This is a genomic window from Methylophaga sp. (assembly GCF_965655755.1).
Lineage (GTDB): Bacteria > Pseudomonadota > Gammaproteobacteria > Nitrosococcales > Methylophagaceae > Methylophaga.
Window position 1 is genome coordinate 3,771 of the sequence record NZ_CBFHHW010000024.1, and the last position, 15,930, is coordinate 19,700.

Sequence of the window (15,930 nt, forward strand, 5' to 3'; positions counted from 1 at the left end):
TTAGTGTTCTGTCTGGGCGGTCTGGGCATATTGCCTTTGCTGGGCGGCAGCTTTTTACCCGAGCTTCGTGAGGGCCACTATATTATTCATACGGCCAGTGTGCCGGGGACTTCAATTGAAGAATCTCTGCGTATTGGCGGGCAGATTGAAAAACGGGTAGCAGAAATCCCCGGTGTTCGTTCAACCTCTCAGTGGGCGGGGCGTGCTGAGCGGGGCGCAGATACCTTTGGTACTCACTACAGTGAATATGAAGTGGATCTGGACCCGATGGATGGTGCTTCACAGCAGAAAGTGCTGGATGAAATTCGGGATGTTCTGGAAGCTTTCCCAGGTATCAATTCGGAAGTGAATACGTTTTTGACTGAGCGAATCGATGAAACGATTTCAGGTTATACCTCACCAGTGGTGGTCAATGTTTATGGCAAAAACCTGGATGCCTTGGATCAGAAAGTGCAAGAGATTGCAGAGGTGATGCAGGATATTGACGGTGCCGCTGATGTGCAACTGCGAGCACCACCGGGTGAACCTCAGATGGAAGTGCGTCTGGATCTGGATAAACTGGCGCGCTGGGGATTACGCCCGGCTGAAATCATGCAGGCTGTTAAAACTGGATTTGATGGCGCGGTGGTAGGCCAGGTTTACGAAGGTAACCAGGTGTTTGATGTCGTCGTCGTTTTGCCTGAAGATCAGCGGCAACAGCCTCAGCATGTGAAAGACTTACCAATTCAGACTGCGGATGGCGTAATGCTCAGACTGCAGGACGTGGCGACGATTGAACAGGTTTCAGGACGCTATATGATTCTGCATCGCGGTGCCCAACGATTACAGACGGTCACCAGCAACGTGACAGGTCGGGATTTGACCTCTTTCTTTGAAGAATTAAAACAACGTGTTCACGATGAAGTGTCATTTACGGCCGATATCTACCCTGAGTTTACCGGGGCTGCGGTGGCGCAGGCGCAATCACGCGAAGATTTGATCGTTCATTCGACCTTAGCTGGTGTAGCGGTATTACTGCTGCTTTATATGGCGCTGCAAAGCATGCGAAACATGTTACTGGTATTGATGAACCTGCCGTTCTCTCTTGTGGGTGGGGTTATCGCGGTATTGATGACGAATGGTGTGTTGTCTATCGGTTCTTTGGTCGGCTTTGTGACCTTGTTTGGTATTACTCTGCGTAACTCAATTATGCTGGTGTCACATTACCAGTATCTCGTGGTTGAAGAGGGTGCTAAGTGGGATCTGGATACGGCCATTCGCGGTGCCCAGGAACGCTTACCTTCGATTTTAATTACGGCGCTGGTGACGGCACTGGCGATGCTTCCGATCGCGGTTAATTCGGATAGTCCGGGCCGAGAAATTATGGGACCGATGGCGAGCATCATTATCGGCGGCCTGATTTCATCGACCGTATTGAACCTGCTGGTGCTACCGAGTGTGATTTTACGTTACGGTCGTTTTAATCGCTGAGTTAATCCAAAGGCATTAGAAACGCCGCAGCGATAATGGCAACGACAATAATCAGGAAAGCTAAATCTAACATCAGGGTGAGATAGCGAAGCTTTCTGCCTGTTCGTTTCGCTGTTCAGCAAAAAATACGTAAATTTGTTTGAGCTCTTCAGGTGAAAAATGAATCAAGATAATTTGCTGACCGGGATGAATCAGGTTGGGGTCACGTCCCATTGTGTCGGTGCTGAAGTTATAGATATAACTTGATTCGACTTTTCTGTTGAGTACCTTACCCAGGAACGAACTCAATCCAGTCGGAAGCGGTTCATCGGCATCGGCCGGAATTGTGACTCGGGCAAGCTCTTTATTTCTGGTAATGCCCTCTAATGTTAAACCTTGTCTGAAACGCTGGATCAGGCCTGACTGAATAATGCCCCACAAACCCTGTCGGTCACTTTCTGAAACTCGATGCAGATAGAACAAAGCATTATCCGGAAGCTCACCAGACTGAACAATATCTTTGACGGACAATTCTTGAATGCCGCGGTTTATTGTCGCAGTTACCTCCTGAGAAGGGGCTATGTTTGATTCTGACAACTCACGGGCAGTGAACTGCTCTGTACGTGTTGTTTCTGTGATGACTGTTACAGGTGCGTTCTTGTCCGTCTCTTTTTCATTGAGTAAATCAGCCAGGAGGGCTTGTCGACGCGTGCCATCGGCCTGTTCCAGAGTGATTACCTGCGTTTTATCTTCGATTGAATCATCCAGTGCTTGTAATGTGGTGGTTTGCTTTTCTGTTTCAGTAAACTGCAAAGTCAAGGGTGTATCAGCATCCAGACTCTCATCCTGCATCAGTTCACCGACCGTAGTATTGCGGTGTTCGAGTTTCGGAATCGAAATCGTACCATCATGGCGGACAAACTCACCTTGTCCTTCGGTAATAGTTACATTCTGATCGTGTTCTCCGGGGGGTGAGGCTAACTGTTCTACGAAAGTCTCTGCTTCTTGTTCAGTAACCTGTCCCTGTTCAACAGGTGCAACGCTATCCTGTTCGATAATTTCGAGTTCGGGTTCTTCAATCTCTATTGGGGGTGTGACCGTGTGTTCTGTTCGAGACGGTTGCAGATCGGCGAATAGGATATAGCCCAGTACAAGCAGAACGATTAATGCCAATACGGCAGGTATAAGAGATGGTGCGGGACGAGCTGATTTGGCCATAACTATTCGCTTTGAGGCAAAAACGTTAGTTCGAGAATAAGCTAGTCAATGTCACCGGATCAAGTTTACGGTATACACCGGCCTGTTTTATCTCATCAAGTGAATGTTGTGCGAGAATCTGGCGGGCCTGCTCAGTCGACGTTAACGGCGTTTGCTGAAATAATTCGGTGAGGTTTGAAATCAGATGCTGACGGATATCATCCTGCTGCTGTAATGCCCTCACGAGCGCTAATACCAATGTTTTCAATTCAACCTGTGATAATAAAAAAGGAATACGCTTGACGGTAACTGATTGACTATCAAAAGCCAGTTCTACAGCGAGTTCTTCTAACAAGGTTCTATGTTGCTGTAAAACAGTCAAAGCGCCTGAGTCCAGTTCGATTTTTACTGGCACTAAGATGGCCCGTGATGCCAGCCTGTTATTCGCTATCGCATCAACAAACTGTTTTTGTTTCAGCATTTGGGCGGCTTGCTGTAGATCAATTAGTGCCGGTTCCGGCACAGTCAGTAATGCATAGCGCTGATGTAAAAAAACAAAATCGGGTTGCGACGCTATCCCTGTCGAGCTCAGTTTAGCGGAGACTAATTCCTGACCGATATTGTGATTGGAATATGTCTGGCTTTTTTCTCTTACGCCTTGAGTCAGGTCCGGTTCAGGAAAAGCTAATTCAGATTGAACATCAGTATGGTTATCAGGTTCTGCCAATGCCTCCTGTACAGCACGTGTTAACAGCCCATGCACCAGACGGGCATCACGAAAGCGCACTTCGTGTTTGGTCGGATGAACGTTCACATCAACGCGATCAAGTGGCAGTGTGAGATACAGAACATAGGCAGCCTGCCTGCCGGCTGGTAAGGCATCGCCATAAGCGAGACGGATGGCGTGATTGATGATGCGATCTTTAATCACGCGACCATTAATGAAGAAATATTGAACATCGGTTTGAGCGCGATGCGCGGTCGCCTTACCAACCCAGCCTCGGAGGTGAATATCTTCAAACTGCTGTTCCAGATAATGCGCTTCACGAACAAACGCCTGACCACAGATTCGGGCAATTCGTTGATACTGTAATTCTGGATCAGTGATAAATGGCAATTTAATGTGGGTTTGGTCGGCCAGTTGTGCAGAAAAACCGACATCAAAGCGGCTTAAAGCGAGACGATTAAACGTCGTGAGAAGATGATTAAGCTCTGTTTTGTCACTACGCAGGAAGCGGCGTCTTGCAGGAAGATTAAAAAATAATTCGGCGACACTGACTGTTGTGCCATCAGGATGGGCGGTAGGTTCCGGTGCCTCGAGATCAGTGGTCATTTGCCAACCACATTCCTGATCATTTTGTTTTGAAGCGATAGTCAAACGAGACACAGAAGCGATACTCGGCAGCGCTTCACCACGAAAACCCAGACTATCAATATGACTGAGCTGATCACTACTATGGATTTTGCTGGTGGCATGTCGGCTTAAAGCCAGAGTCAAATCGTCAGGGTGAATGCCATTGCCATTATCGCTGACCCGGATCAGCTGGCTTCCGGCGCCTTCAATTGTAATATCAATCTGCCGCGCACCGGCATCGATACTGTTTTCAACGAGTTCTTTCAATACAGAAGCAGGACGTTCCACCACTTCGCCAGCGGCGATTTGGTTGGCCAGATGCAAGGGAAGTGCGTGAATACGTTGCGACGTCATCACTCTAGTTTAACAGTAAGCGTGGTCGCTAAAACTAGGGAATTCGAATCACATCTCCAACATGCAAGGTGGTTGACCCCATGTTATTGACGTTCTTAATGTCAGCCATGCTGACCTGGTAACGTTGGGCGATCATGCTCAGCGTATCGCCGCTGCTGACGATGTGTTGTTGCGGTGAGCCAGTTCCCGGAAGTGGATTACGCTGAAAGTAGTTACGTATGCCCATCATCATGGCATGTGCCAATTTATATTGATGGTTACTGTTTCTGAGCTTATTTTCTTCTTCCGGATTAGAAATAAAGGCTGTTTCAACCAATACAGAAGGAATATCAGGTGATTTGAGTACAACAAAAGCGGCGGATTCAACCTGTTTCTTATGAACATTACCGACTCGCTTCAAGCCTGCTAACACCGTGCTTGCAACTTCGAGGCTGGCTTCCAGACTGGCCGTCTGGGATAGATCGAGTAATACTGATGCCAATAAATCGTCTTTGTCTTCCAGACTGATACCGCCGGCCAGATCTGCCGCATTCTCGCGGTCCGCCAGTATCTGGGCGGCTTCACTACTGGCACCGCGTTGGGAAAGTACGTAAACCGATGAACCACGGGCACTTCTTTTATGGAACGCATCCGCATGAATAGAGATAAACATATCAGCGCCATTTTCACGGGCACGGCGAATACGTTGGCGTAAACTGATGAAAACATCTGAGTCACGCGTCATGTAGGCGCGCATGCCAGGTTCTTTATCAACTAGGGTTGCCAGACGTTTAGCGATGGATAAAACGATATCTTTTTCTTTGGTGCCGCGTTTACCCACAGCACCAGAATCCTGACCACCATGGCCGGGGTCAATGGCGACAACGATGTCACGACGGGGCAGAATTTTATTGCTTTTGACGACTTTGGCTTTTGCGTTGTTATCAGCCTGAACTTGTTTAGCTGGTGTTTGTTTGGTTTCAGCTTCTTCCTGTAAAGCGATTAAAGGCTGCTTGGCCTGCTGTGGGGTATAGCTGAGATCGACAACCAGCCGATGTGGATAGGTTTTATTTGGGCCCAAAGTCTGTGTTTCATATTCTACTTCATGTGCCAAATCCAGGACGATACGCAGGGTGTGGCGATCATAAGCTGCATAACGAATAGCTTGAACCGGCGTATTAATCAGTGATGGAATGATTAATTTGTCACTTTGACGGAATTCACTAAGATCAATGACTAGCCGCTGCGGATTATCCAGCGTAAAGGTTTTATATTTTGCTTTGCTGTCGAGATCAAAGACCAGGCGGGCACTCTGATCATCGTGCGAAACGCGAATGCCCTCAATCGACTCAGACCAGGCGAGACCGCTTGCTAATAAAAGAAATAAACTCAGCAGGAGACGGAGCATCTCATTAACCCTAAAATAACGTGCTTCTAATTGTGTCTTTGCCTGATAAAAAAATCAAGTTTTCTTTCTAAATAAGTAAGATAGAGTGAAAAGTTGAACTATTTGTGAAGTTTTGCACAGATTTGTTCTCCTAATCGTGATTTTGTTTCAATCGTCGCTTTACGTGCATGATCATGGTAGTCCAACTGCACCAATATGTCTGGGTCAGGTAAATACTCACTACCTCGTTGTGCCCACTCCAGTATGCAGACGGCATTGTCGCGGAAATAATCATCCAGTCCCAGAAATTCTAACTCACCGGAATCACTAAGACGATATAAATCGAAATGGAAGATAGCGCGATCGGCAAGCTGGTAATGTTCAACCAGCGTATAAGTGGGACTTTTGACATTACCCTCGTGCCCCAGGGTTCTCAGAAAGCCACGCGTTAGCGTCGTTTTACCGGCGCCCAATTCACCTTCAAGGTAAATGATGCATAAAGTATCCGGACATGCTTCAGCAAGGTGTTTACCCAGCTTAAGTGTGGCTTGTTCATTAGCGAGAAAATACTGCAAATCTGACCTGCTTTAAAATCGTAAGTTAGCGAGATGCCGTAAATGCGGCATTAAATCCATTGCAAGCATCCCACGTTCTCCATCCTGTTCAGCTGCTTTATCAGCTGCCATGCCATGCATGCTAACGCCGATACAGGCTGCATCAATCAAACTGAACTGCTGTGCTATCAAGCCACCGATAATACCTGCCAGTGCATCTCCCATACCACCACTCGCCATGCCGGGATTGCCGTAATCAGAAAGGTATATTGTCCCACGGCCATCGTATATCAGTGTGCCGACACCTTTTAACACAATAACGCCACCGTAGCGTTGATGTAATTCTCTAACGGCATCCAGTCGGTTTGCTTGAATTTCTTTTGCGCTACAGCCTAGCAATCGTCCCGCCTCGCCGGGATGCGGCGTTAACACCCAATGATCCTTTCTTTGGGGGTGTTGACTCAGCAGGTTCAAAGCATCAGCATCAACCACCAAAGGCTTTTGGGTCTCAATGGCCTGGTTCAATAAAAGCTGCCCCCATTGTGCCTGTCCCAGTCCTGGACCAATCGTAATGACAGTGGCTGCTTGGCTTAACGGCTCAATCTCTGATATTTCTTCAACACCATGGGACATGATTTCAGGTCGTGTCAGGTTTAACATTGCACTATGGGAGTATCGGGTTGCAATACTGATTAAACCTGCTCCAACCCGGGCACCGGCCTCTGAGGCAATACGGGGGGCACCTGACATACCAATATCGCCACCGATGATTAATAAATGACCATAAAAGCCTTTATGGGCAGTTCGTTGTCGCGGTGCCAGAAATGAGGCAAGGTCAGGATTAAAATCAAGGCGACGAACTGCGGATGAAATTTCTTCAAAGACAGCGTTGGGGACATTTAAATCATCAAAGCAGAGTTTGCCGACGTAATTCGGCGCATCACCATTAAACAGGCCAATATTCAGTCCGATAAAACTGATGGTAGCGGAGGCTTTAACCGCAATCCCCAGCGCTTTTCCGCTATTGGCATGGATGCCTGAGGGAATGTCGAGCGAAAAAACCGGTGTATTCTCTGTGTTGTTAATGACTTCTATGACATCGGCGTAGCGACCTGTAACGTCTCTATCAACGCCGGTGCCAAATAAGGCGTCAACAATGACATCGGTTTCTGGCAGTGTTGAATTAAATGGCTGAAGTTCAGCGCCTGTTGCCAGGAAAGCCTGTCTGGCAGCCAATGTTTCCGGGCTCATTTTGTCGACATTGCCGAGCTCAATGACAGTGACAAGATAATTTTTTTCTAATGCCTGGCGAGCAACTTCATAACCATCTCCGCCATTATTACCGCTGCCGCAGATGATTAAAATATGTTTTGCCTGGGGCCAAAAGGAGCGAATTGCTTCTACGGCTGCACCGCCCGCTCGTGTCATCAGTGTTGCGCCACTGATACCGTGTTGGGTGCTGGTGATTCGATCCAATTCCCGTGTCTGTTCAGCAGTATAAAGTTGGTTAGGCAGGTGTTGCATGAAGGCAATCTCAAATTAACATCGCGGAGATCTTTATAATAACGTGCATGGCTGAAAATTACACAGACACCGACGGGCAAGAATTGTTATCACGCATGCAACGCTGGGCACGATCACTGGGGTTTCAGGCTTTGGGTGTCAGTGATATTGATTTGAGTGATGCGGAAGCCAATTTACAGGCGTGGCTGAAGAAAGGCTTTCATGGCGAAATGGGTTTCATGGAGAAACATGGCAGCAAACGTACTCACCCTGAACAACTGGTAGATGGTACGGTTCGCGTTATCAGTGTGCGGATGGACTATTGGCCGGGTGAAGCAGCCGAACCCTGGCAGGTATTGGAAGATGGCGATAAAGCCTTTATTTCCCGCTATGCTCTGGGACGCGATTACCACAAGTTGATGCGTAAGCGTCTGGCAAAATTAGCCAAACACATTGAAAAAGAAATTGGCCCAATGGGATTTCGTGTCTTTACCGACAGTGCCCCGGTGATGGAAAAAGCGATTGCTGAAAAAGCCGGACTGGGCTGGATAGGTAAACATACCAATGTATTGAACCGGGATCATGGTTCGTATTTTTTCTTGGGTGAGATTTACACCGATCTACCATTACCTGTAACAGATTCAACCACAGCACACTGCGGAAGCTGTACTGCCTGTATCGATGTATGTCCGACGCAGGCGATAGTGGGTCCTTACCAACTGGATGCACGTCGGTGTATTTCCTATCTGACAATTGAGCTTCGGGGGGCAATTCCTGAAGAATTCAGACCGATGATGGGAAACCGGATTTATGGTTGTGATGATTGCCAGTTGGTGTGTCCGTGGAATAAATATGCGCAATCGACAGTCGAACCTGACTATTTGCCACGTGCGGGACTTGATGCGCCGCAGTTGATTGATTTATTTGATTGGACTGAGCAGGATTTTTTGACACGCCTGGAAGGCTCGCCAATCCGTCGCATAGGCTATGAATGCTGGTTACGTAATATTGCCGTGGCGCTAGGCAATGCAAAAACCTCCCCCCGTGTAGTCAATGCATTACAACAAAAAGCGGAACATGAATCTGCTTTGGTGCGTGAGCACGTTAATTGGGCGTTACAACAACACCAATTGTCATAAGTTTGTCATTAACACGGGGTAGGCTTCCAGGTTGCTTGTTTCCTGTTGAGAGTGATTGAGTGAAACTTTCCACCGTCTCCCGTAGTTTAATTATCGCTGTTATTACTTTGCTGAGCCTGTCTGCAACGATTGGCATTTGGGGCTGGCAACAGTTGGATAAGCCTTATCAAATTTCAGAACAATTTAAGCAATATCGCGATGTGTTCGATATTGATGCCCGCATTTTACTGGAACGCTATCTCGCATCTGGCCAAGCTAATTTATTGTTGGAGGCTGAAAATAAGCTGGATAAAATGGCGGCAGAGACGTTCGACTGGCTGTCACCAGAAGAGAATCAGCAGATCCTCGACGCCATTGCCGAGTTGCGGGAACAAGTCAGTTTGGTCAGAGCTGCAGGTAAGCTAGCAGCAAACCCTCAGGGGCTGTTGATCAATAACGAACGTGAACGTGGTGGGGATCTGGCACTGCTGGTGGATTATACGCAGCAGGCAGATTACGAATACAGCGCAGTTAAACTTCGCTTTCTGAAAACGCTGGCTGAACTGGGGCAGCATTTAAACAAGATTACATTGCAACGTCAGTTGTATATAGAAAGTGCCGATGAGCAGCGTGCGCAGGCATTGTTGTCAGAGAACGCTCGTTTCGCTGAGTTAGTCAGTGAACTGGAAGATATGCCGCGTTTTGGTATTTATACCGACGTGGATGAAGAGGCCTTAATTCCCCAACAGCCTGATGAAGTCGGTGAGATGAGTATCAGTTCTTTGAGAAGCCTGACCCGCCGCTACGAAAAAGAAATTTCAAATACTAATGCACTTCAGTCACGGATGGCGGAGAGTCGCGAGCAGTTAAATAAGCAAATACAGACTTTAGAATCGCTTTTGGGTCAGTTTCAGCAACGCATAGGCGATATTAAAGCGGCTATTACAAATCAAGTCCGCTGGGCATTACTGGTTGCCGTGGCATTGATTATTCTGGCGCTGACCGCTCAATTTCTGATGCAAAACAGGATGATTGGCTTTTTGTTGAAAATGGAGCGTTTCTTTAATGCCATGTTACGTGGTAATTACACACAACAACTGGCGTCTGAATTGCCATTTGCTGAAACGCAATCAGTTGAAAAGTCAGCCAATCATTTACAAAACTATCTCGCTGAGTTGATTACCAAGCTTGAAATACAGGCGAGGGAGGTCACCGATGCGAGTCAAGCCATGCAAGCTATTTCCCAGGCTACGCTGGGGTTGACTGTGCAGCAACAAAGCTCAACCGATCATGTTGCTACCGCTGTGACAGAGCTATCTTATTCATTTAAAGAAGTAGCAAGTAATGCTTCAAAAGCGTCCAGCTCAGCTACTGAAGCAAACCAAGCAACATTAAAAGCAAGACAAACGTTGGGTATGGCAACACAGGCTAGTGAGAAATTGGCTGCTGATTTGATGGAAGTCGAAAATGTCATGGGACGGCTGGAACAAGACGGTAAAAATATTGGTGCAGTATTGGAAGTGATCCAAGGCGTGGCTGAGCAGACCAATTTACTGGCGTTGAATGCGGCCATTGAAGCGGCCCGAGCCGGTGAGCATGGTCGTGGTTTTGCGGTGGTGGCTGATGAAGTCAGACAATTGGCGTCACGCACTACCCAATCTACTGAAGAAATCCGTTCAATCATCGAGCAGTTGCGAACCTCTGGTACGGAGGCAACCGAGATTGTGACACGGCAGAGTGTCGCGGCAAATGACTGTGCCAAACAGACGGCTGATGCAGGTCTGGCGATTGAGCCCGTAGTGACTTCGATGAATATCATCACACAGATGAATGCGGCGATTGCAGCGGCAACTCAAGAGCAAACATCAACAGTGGACGAAATTGCTCACAGCACCGAACAGATTAAATTAGACTCAGAACGAGTGAATCAACATATTGCTGATATTAGTCTAGCTGGTGACAGTTTAACCGCTATCAGTCAAAACCTAGAGCAACTGGTCGGAAGGCTTAAAGCAGAAAAAGACTAATCGCTGGTTAGCTTTTTAAGTTTGCAAAGGCATCAATCGCGGCTTGTCTCGCAGGCTTGTAATCAATAACAGGCATTGGGTAATCAGTTTCTGTTCTTAATTGATCAGACGGATTATGAATCTGCTTACTAGAGAGAGGTTTCAGTTCAGGCACAAAGCGACGGATGAAGTCACCGTCAGGATCAAAGCGCTCAGACTGACGCGTGGGGTTAAACACCCGAAAATAAGGTGCAGCATCAACCCCGGTAGACGCGCTCCATTGCCAGCCACCATTATTGGCTGCAAATTCGCCATCAATCAGGTGTTGCATAAAAAATTGTTCACCGCGGCGCCAGTCTATTAATAATAGTTTGGTTAAAAAGCTGGCCACTATCATGCGCAAACGATTGTGCATCCAGCCGGTTTGTAATAGCTGGCGCATGGCGGCATCTACAATGGGAAACCCGGTATTGCCCTCGCACCAGGCTTTGAATCCCGGCTCATCCTCGCGCCAAACGACATGATCTGTCTCCGGTTTAAACGGTTTTTCCATACTCAGGCGTGGAAAGTGAATGAGTAATTGACGGTAAAAGTCGCGCCAGGCAAGTTCCCTCAGCCAGTCATTGTCCTGCCAGTGCATATTTTGTTCGCTGCAGTGATATTGAATGCTGGCGAGCAGGCGGCGGGGACCAATACGGCCAATCGCCAGATAAGGCGATAACGTGCTGGTGGCGGGTTCCGCTGGAAAGTCCCGTTGTTCCGGATAGACTTTGATTTTTTTTCGGCAGAATTGACTGAGCTTTTTTAACACGGCTTTTTCATTGGCTGGCCATAAATCATCACGATAATCGTTCGCCCAGTCGGGCTTGATGTATTCATTTGTGATGGCTTTATCCTGCTGTTCGGGTTCTGCATAAGACGCTTGTTGCATTTCCTGAAGGATTTGAAGCCAACGACGGTAGTACGGTGTGAATACCTTAAAGGGCTCATCTTGCTGCGTTAAAACAGGTGCGGAGACGAGTAAGTCCAAATCCTGCGCATGGCAGGCGATGCCGGATTCAACTAAGGCATGAGATACTGCTTCATCACGACGCCGTTCATCCAATGGCGTTTCCTGATTAAACCAGAGGGCTTCCAACTGCTGTTGTTGGCAGAAGTCGGTCAGCAGCTTGGGTATGCCTGCAAAATAATCAGTTTCCAGCAGCGTGAACGGAATACCTTTGGCTGCCAGTTGATCAGCTATATCCCGCAGACTAGCCGCCTTAAGGCCTTGTTTAGCGAGTGACTCATCATGCAATTGCCACTGTTTGGGCGTTGCAATGAACACAACATGAATCGCACCTTGTTGTCGGGCACGGGTTAAGGCGGGGTTATCATCCAGTCTCAAATCATTGCGTAGCCAGACCAGTTGCGTCGGTTTCATGCCTGTTCCTTATAGGGTCTTTCGTCTAAATGTGAAAACAGCCAGTCTGCACGCTGGCGGATTCTGTTTTGTTCGTCATCGCCTTTATTCGTCCAGTTTTTCACTTGCATGCCCAGTCGAGGATTTCGTGCCAGCCAGCTTTGATGCTGGTCGATAAAATACCAGTATAAAGTGGTGAAAGGACAGGCATCATCACCGGCCGCTTGTTTCGGCTTAAACTGGCAGTGTTCGCAATAATTTGACATCCGCTGAATGTACGCACCACTGGCGATATAAGGTTTGGATCCGACAATGCCACCATCCGCATACTGACTCATTCCGATAGTGTTGGGAATTTCCACCCAGGCCACTGCATCGACATACATACCCAGATACCAGCGATGAATTTCATCCGGCTTGATACCCCATAAAAGCGAGAATAACCCAGTCACCATCAACCGTTGAATATGGTGTCCGTAGCCGTGTTTCAATACCTGTGAAATGGATTGATGCATACACTGCATCTCTGTGTCAGCATGCCAATAAAAGCTCGGCAATACGCGTTGATTATCCAGCGCATTGTAGTCGAGCCAATGGTTACGATAACTCCAGTAAAGCCCACGGATATATTCACGCCAACCGAGGATTTGACGGATAAAACCTTCAACGGCGTTTAGAGGTGCCTTGTTATTGGAATAAGCCTGCTCCGCTTTTTTTATCACTTCCATGGGGTGTAACAACTTCAGATTCAGACTGCTCGAAAGGCGGGCGTGAAAGAGAAAAGCCTGGTCTGTCCACATTGCATCCTGATAATCACCAAAAAATGGCAAGCGTTGCTTGATAAATGCATCCAGTTGTTTCAGGGCTTGCCCTCGTGTCACCGGCCAGTTGAAGTTATCGATTATTCCCGGTAAGTCAGGACAAAAAGATTCTACATCACTGATCACGTGTTTCGTTATTGCGTCTGTCTTGAAGTTGATATCAGAACTAGGCAGTTGCGGCCCGTTTTTATCAAAGCTACGGCGGTTATCCTTATCAAAATTCCATTGCCCACCGATTGGTTCTTCATTGTGGGTCATCAGAATCTGCCGGTCTTTTCTTAAGTGACGATACCAGTGCTCCATCCGAGGTTGTTTACGTTCATTAAGCCATTTCTGAAATTCGCCACGACGAGTTATGAAGTGCTGATCTTCCAGCCACTCAATAGAGAGATTATGTGGCTCAAAAATATGTTCCAGTTTTGTCACTACCCTCATATCACCGGCTAAAACACAGCGAACATGACTAAAAGTATGATTTTTTAATGTTGTATGGAGTACAGACTCAAAACTGCTATGCTCTGCGGTAAGGCGCGTATAGCTCAGGCGGTAACCCTTGTTTTTGATTTCTTCGGCAAAATGCCGCATCGCTGATAGAAATAAGGTCGTACGTTGTTTACTGGATGGCGTTTGGGTTGACTCATCACTGACTTCAGCCATCCAGAACAGGTCCTGCTCGAGATCAACATCTTTCCAGATAAGACTGTCCCAGTTGAGTTGATCACCCAGTATCAGGTTTAGCCGCTGTTGCACTATAGACCGCCCAATAAAAGACAGAACGCAGCCACAAGAGACAATTGGCCGCGAAGTTGAATAAATGATTTGTCGAGAACACGCCTGAGTAACAGCCATTCATATAGCCATAGAGCCATAAATGATAAGGCAGCCAGAATAAACCAGTCGTAGCCGGGCATCAGCAGCCATACCCAAGCCCACAACATGGAACTTACCGCGACTAAGCTGACATGCTGTGGTAGACGTTTATCAAGGCTGACGCCCCAAAGGATGCCGCCCAGAAAACTGAATATTAAGGCGGCATAAGTGATCAAAAAGAATGCTGCATGGTCGATGCCTGCCAAAGTTACCAGACTGAGAAACACAAATGGGATCAGTCCGCCATAGCCGAGATAACGTTGGGAAGAAGTCATAATGCATGCTCCAGTTGTTCCAAAGAAATGGGTTTAATGGCCAGACGATGATGTTTTTGTCGGCTTGGATTGAGCAAGAACCGCAACAGAATTTTGTAGGCATCCAGATCAAATAGAGCTGGCTGGTTCTGATGAACTGAAAGTTTTTGCAAGCAATCGGTGTTATCTCGGACCCGCCCCAGATAGCACCATTGATCCAGCAGATGAAAATGTACTTGCTCCCAGTCGTCGTTAATGGGGTGTTCTTCGACGAGTATCGGGCCCGGCCACGGCCATTGCTGGTTTTTGATTTGTTGCAGTGCCAACTGAAGTCTCAGGTTATAGCTCGTGGGCGCTTCTTTATCACAGCAGGCACCACGACATTTTTTCAACTGAAACCCAAAACAGGCGCCTTTCTGGCGTTTTTCTACACCGCAAAGCTTTTGGCACAAATGATGTTCCTCAATTATCTCTAAGACTTTCTTTTCAGCCTGTTTACGACTTCGAAACAGACCGTAACGATGGGTAATAGCATCAATTTCGGTCATCTCGGCGACGACGGTCTCAAGTTGATGATAACCCTGAGCGTTTTCAGATAATGCCAATTGATAAAGTTTTTTCGTCTTTGTTTGTCGGCGATTAAACCTCGGTGAAAAGCGTTTTATTTCGGTATTTTCCAGCAACTGTGCGCCAAAATCGGACGGTGTTTGTTCAAACTCAATACGATGCAACTGATTGCTGATATCGAGTTCCTTGGCGCTTTTATGATCCTGACCGAAATGACTTAAAACGCGATCCCGGATATTCACAGATTTGCCGATGTAAAGCAGGCCATCCTCGGCGTCGAAAAAACGATAGATGCCTGCTGCAAGGGGTAAGGCATCGATCTGAGATTGATTGATATGGCTTGGCAGGCTGGGCCGTTTCAGCAGTTGCTGGCAGATAGAACTGATGACATCGACTTCGAATTGTTCGCTGATACGCTGCATGAAAGCGAGAATCACTTCGGTATCAGCCATAGCGCGGTGGCGGGCATCGACGCTGATTGCTAAGCGTTCGATAATGCGATCAAGTCCATGCCGGCGATATTGCGGATATAATTTTCTACTGAGCTTCACGGAGCAGAGGGTTTTATTGCTGATCGCTAAGCCAAAGCGCTGGAAAGATTGTTTCAAAAAGCTGTAATCAAAGCGGGCGTTGTGCGCCACCAATACTTTTCCCTGTAGCCTTTCGAATAATTCTTCAGCGATATCTTCAAAACAAGGGGCCTCAGCAACCATCGGGTTAGTGATGCCGGTCAGTCTGGTGATCCAGGGGGGAATGGTGCATTTGGGGTTGAGCAGGGTTTCCCAGCGATCAACCACCTTGCCATCTTTCACTTCAATAAGCGCGATTTCTGTCAGGCGGTCGCGTGATGCGCGACCCCCGGTAGTTTCGCAATCCAGCAAAACCATCTGTGGGGGGAAGGCTGATAAATCAGTCACGTCGATTCGAAGCGCTATTTTGTCTGCAGCGCTGCGAGCAATATTTGACCTGCTCCCAGTCGCGCTGCCATTTTCGGCGCCATCTAAAGGGGCGTTCGCAAACGACGCAGATTTTGTGTGGCAAGAATGCTTTGGTGTGACTCATTGCAAGGCTCAAGAAATTTTCCTGTACCTTGTCTAAAAAAACGTGAAAAGTGT

13 protein-coding genes are annotated in these 15,930 nt (G+C 47.5%); 3 read left to right on the forward strand and 10 right to left on the reverse strand.

The window, feature by feature from the left end:
- A partial coding sequence (locus tag ACTF5U_RS08815) for an efflux RND transporter permease subunit (protein ID WP_438971258.1) occupies window positions 1–1,470 on the forward strand: 1,470 nt, incomplete at its 5' end.
- Between the two features lie 72 nt (window positions 1,471–1,542).
- On the opposite strand, the gene ACTF5U_RS08820 is transcribed toward ACTF5U_RS08815, so the two are convergent.
- The 5 genes from ACTF5U_RS08820 to ACTF5U_RS08840 all read right to left on the reverse strand — a co-directional run bounded on the left by ACTF5U_RS08820 (window position 1,543) and on the right by ACTF5U_RS08840 (window position 7,798).
- The gene (locus ACTF5U_RS08820) at window positions 1,543–2,667 is read right to left on the reverse strand and encodes a hypothetical protein (RefSeq protein ID WP_438971259.1); all 1,125 of its coding nucleotides are present in this window, start codon (window positions 2,665–2,667) and stop codon (window positions 1,543–1,545) included.
- A gap of 25 nt (window positions 2,668–2,692) precedes the next feature.
- Window positions 2,693–4,354 carry a DNA mismatch repair endonuclease MutL gene (gene mutL / locus ACTF5U_RS08825; RefSeq protein ID WP_438971260.1) on the reverse strand — a complete coding sequence of 554 codons (1,662 nt, stop codon included), beginning with the start codon at window positions 4,352–4,354 and terminating at the stop codon, window positions 2,693–2,695.
- A gap of 34 nt (window positions 4,355–4,388) precedes the next feature.
- Window positions 4,389–5,741: an N-acetylmuramoyl-L-alanine amidase gene (locus tag ACTF5U_RS08830; RefSeq protein ID WP_438971261.1), complete on the reverse strand. Its 1,353-nt coding sequence runs from the start codon at window positions 5,739–5,741 to the stop codon at window positions 4,389–4,391.
- Window positions 5,742–5,839: 98 nt separating this feature from the next.
- On the reverse strand, window positions 5,840–6,295 hold the full coding sequence (tsaE, locus tag ACTF5U_RS08835; protein ID WP_438971262.1) for a tRNA (adenosine(37)-N6)-threonylcarbamoyltransferase complex ATPase subunit type 1 TsaE: 456 nt from the start codon (window positions 6,293–6,295) through the stop codon (window positions 5,840–5,842).
- Between the two features lie 12 nt (window positions 6,296–6,307).
- Entirely contained in the window at window positions 6,308–7,798 is a 1,491-nt protein-coding gene (locus ACTF5U_RS08840; RefSeq protein ID WP_438971263.1) for an NAD(P)H-hydrate dehydratase, read from the reverse strand.
- A 47-nt stretch (window positions 7,799–7,845) separates the two neighbouring features.
- On the opposite strand from ACTF5U_RS08840, the gene queG reads away from it, so the two are divergent.
- Together queG and ACTF5U_RS08850 are read left to right on the forward strand one after the other, a co-directional pair.
- Window positions 7,846–8,916 carry a tRNA epoxyqueuosine(34) reductase QueG gene (queG, locus tag ACTF5U_RS08845; RefSeq protein ID WP_438971264.1) on the forward strand — a complete coding sequence of 357 codons (1,071 nt, stop codon included), beginning with the start codon at window positions 7,846–7,848 and terminating at the stop codon, window positions 8,914–8,916.
- A 59-nt stretch (window positions 8,917–8,975) separates the two neighbouring features.
- Window positions 8,976–10,922: a methyl-accepting chemotaxis protein gene (locus ACTF5U_RS08850; RefSeq protein ID WP_438971265.1), complete on the forward strand. Its 1,947-nt coding sequence runs from the start codon at window positions 8,976–8,978 to the stop codon at window positions 10,920–10,922.
- 7 nt (window positions 10,923–10,929) lie between these two features.
- On the opposite strand, the gene phrB is transcribed toward ACTF5U_RS08850, so the two are convergent.
- From phrB to ACTF5U_RS08875, 5 genes are read right to left on the reverse strand one after another with little or no spacing between them, the layout of a single operon-like run.
- Window positions 10,930–12,324, reverse strand: a complete 1,395-nt coding sequence (phrB, locus tag ACTF5U_RS08855) for a deoxyribodipyrimidine photo-lyase (RefSeq protein WP_438971266.1) — start codon at window positions 12,322–12,324, stop codon at window positions 10,930–10,932.
- Window positions 12,321–13,874, reverse strand: coding sequence for a cryptochrome/photolyase family protein (locus ACTF5U_RS08860; protein WP_438971267.1), 1,554 nt, complete (start codon window positions 13,872–13,874; stop codon window positions 12,321–12,323). Before ACTF5U_RS08860 ends, phrB begins: the two co-directional genes overlap by 4 nt.
- Window positions 13,874–14,269, reverse strand: a complete 396-nt coding sequence (locus ACTF5U_RS08865; protein ID WP_438971268.1) for a DUF3429 domain-containing protein — start codon at window positions 14,267–14,269, stop codon at window positions 13,874–13,876. Before ACTF5U_RS08865 ends, ACTF5U_RS08860 begins: the two co-directional genes overlap by 1 nt.
- Complete coding sequence (locus ACTF5U_RS08870) at window positions 14,266–15,732, reverse strand: exonuclease domain-containing protein (protein ID WP_438971269.1); 1,467 nt, start codon at window positions 15,730–15,732, stop codon at window positions 14,266–14,268. The genes ACTF5U_RS08865 and ACTF5U_RS08870 overlap by 4 nt, the downstream gene beginning before the upstream one ends.
- Complete coding sequence (locus tag ACTF5U_RS08875; protein ID WP_438971297.1) at window positions 15,725–15,877, reverse strand: DUF2256 domain-containing protein; 153 nt, start codon at window positions 15,875–15,877, stop codon at window positions 15,725–15,727. The genes ACTF5U_RS08870 and ACTF5U_RS08875 overlap by 8 nt, the downstream gene beginning before the upstream one ends.
- Window positions 15,878–15,930 lie beyond the last annotated feature (53 nt).

Coding starts and splice junctions, on each gene's coding strand:
- ACTF5U_RS08820 (WP_438971259.1), bottom strand. CDS start 2,667: ATGGCCAAATCAGCTCGTCCCGCACCATCTCTTATACCTGCCGTATTG.
- mutL (WP_438971260.1), bottom strand. CDS start 4,354: ATGACGTCGCAACGTATTCACGCACTTCCCTTGCATCTGGCCAACCAA.
- ACTF5U_RS08830 (WP_438971261.1), bottom strand. CDS start 5,741: ATGCTCCGTCTCCTGCTGAGTTTATTTCTTTTATTAGCAAGCGGTCTC.
- ACTF5U_RS08840 (WP_438971263.1), bottom strand. CDS start 7,798: ATGCAACACCTGCCTAACCAACTTTATACTGCTGAACAGACACGGGAA.
- queG (WP_438971264.1), top strand. CDS start 7,846: ATGGCTGAAAATTACACAGACACCGACGGGCAAGAATTGTTATCACGC.
- phrB (WP_438971266.1), bottom strand. CDS start 12,324: ATGAAACCGACGCAACTGGTCTGGCTACGCAATGATTTGAGACTGGAT.
- ACTF5U_RS08865 (WP_438971268.1), bottom strand. CDS start 14,269: ATGACTTCTTCCCAACGTTATCTCGGCTATGGCGGACTGATCCCATTT.
- ACTF5U_RS08875 (WP_438971297.1), bottom strand. CDS start 15,877: ATGAGTCACACCAAAGCATTCTTGCCACACAAAATCTGCGTCGTTTGC.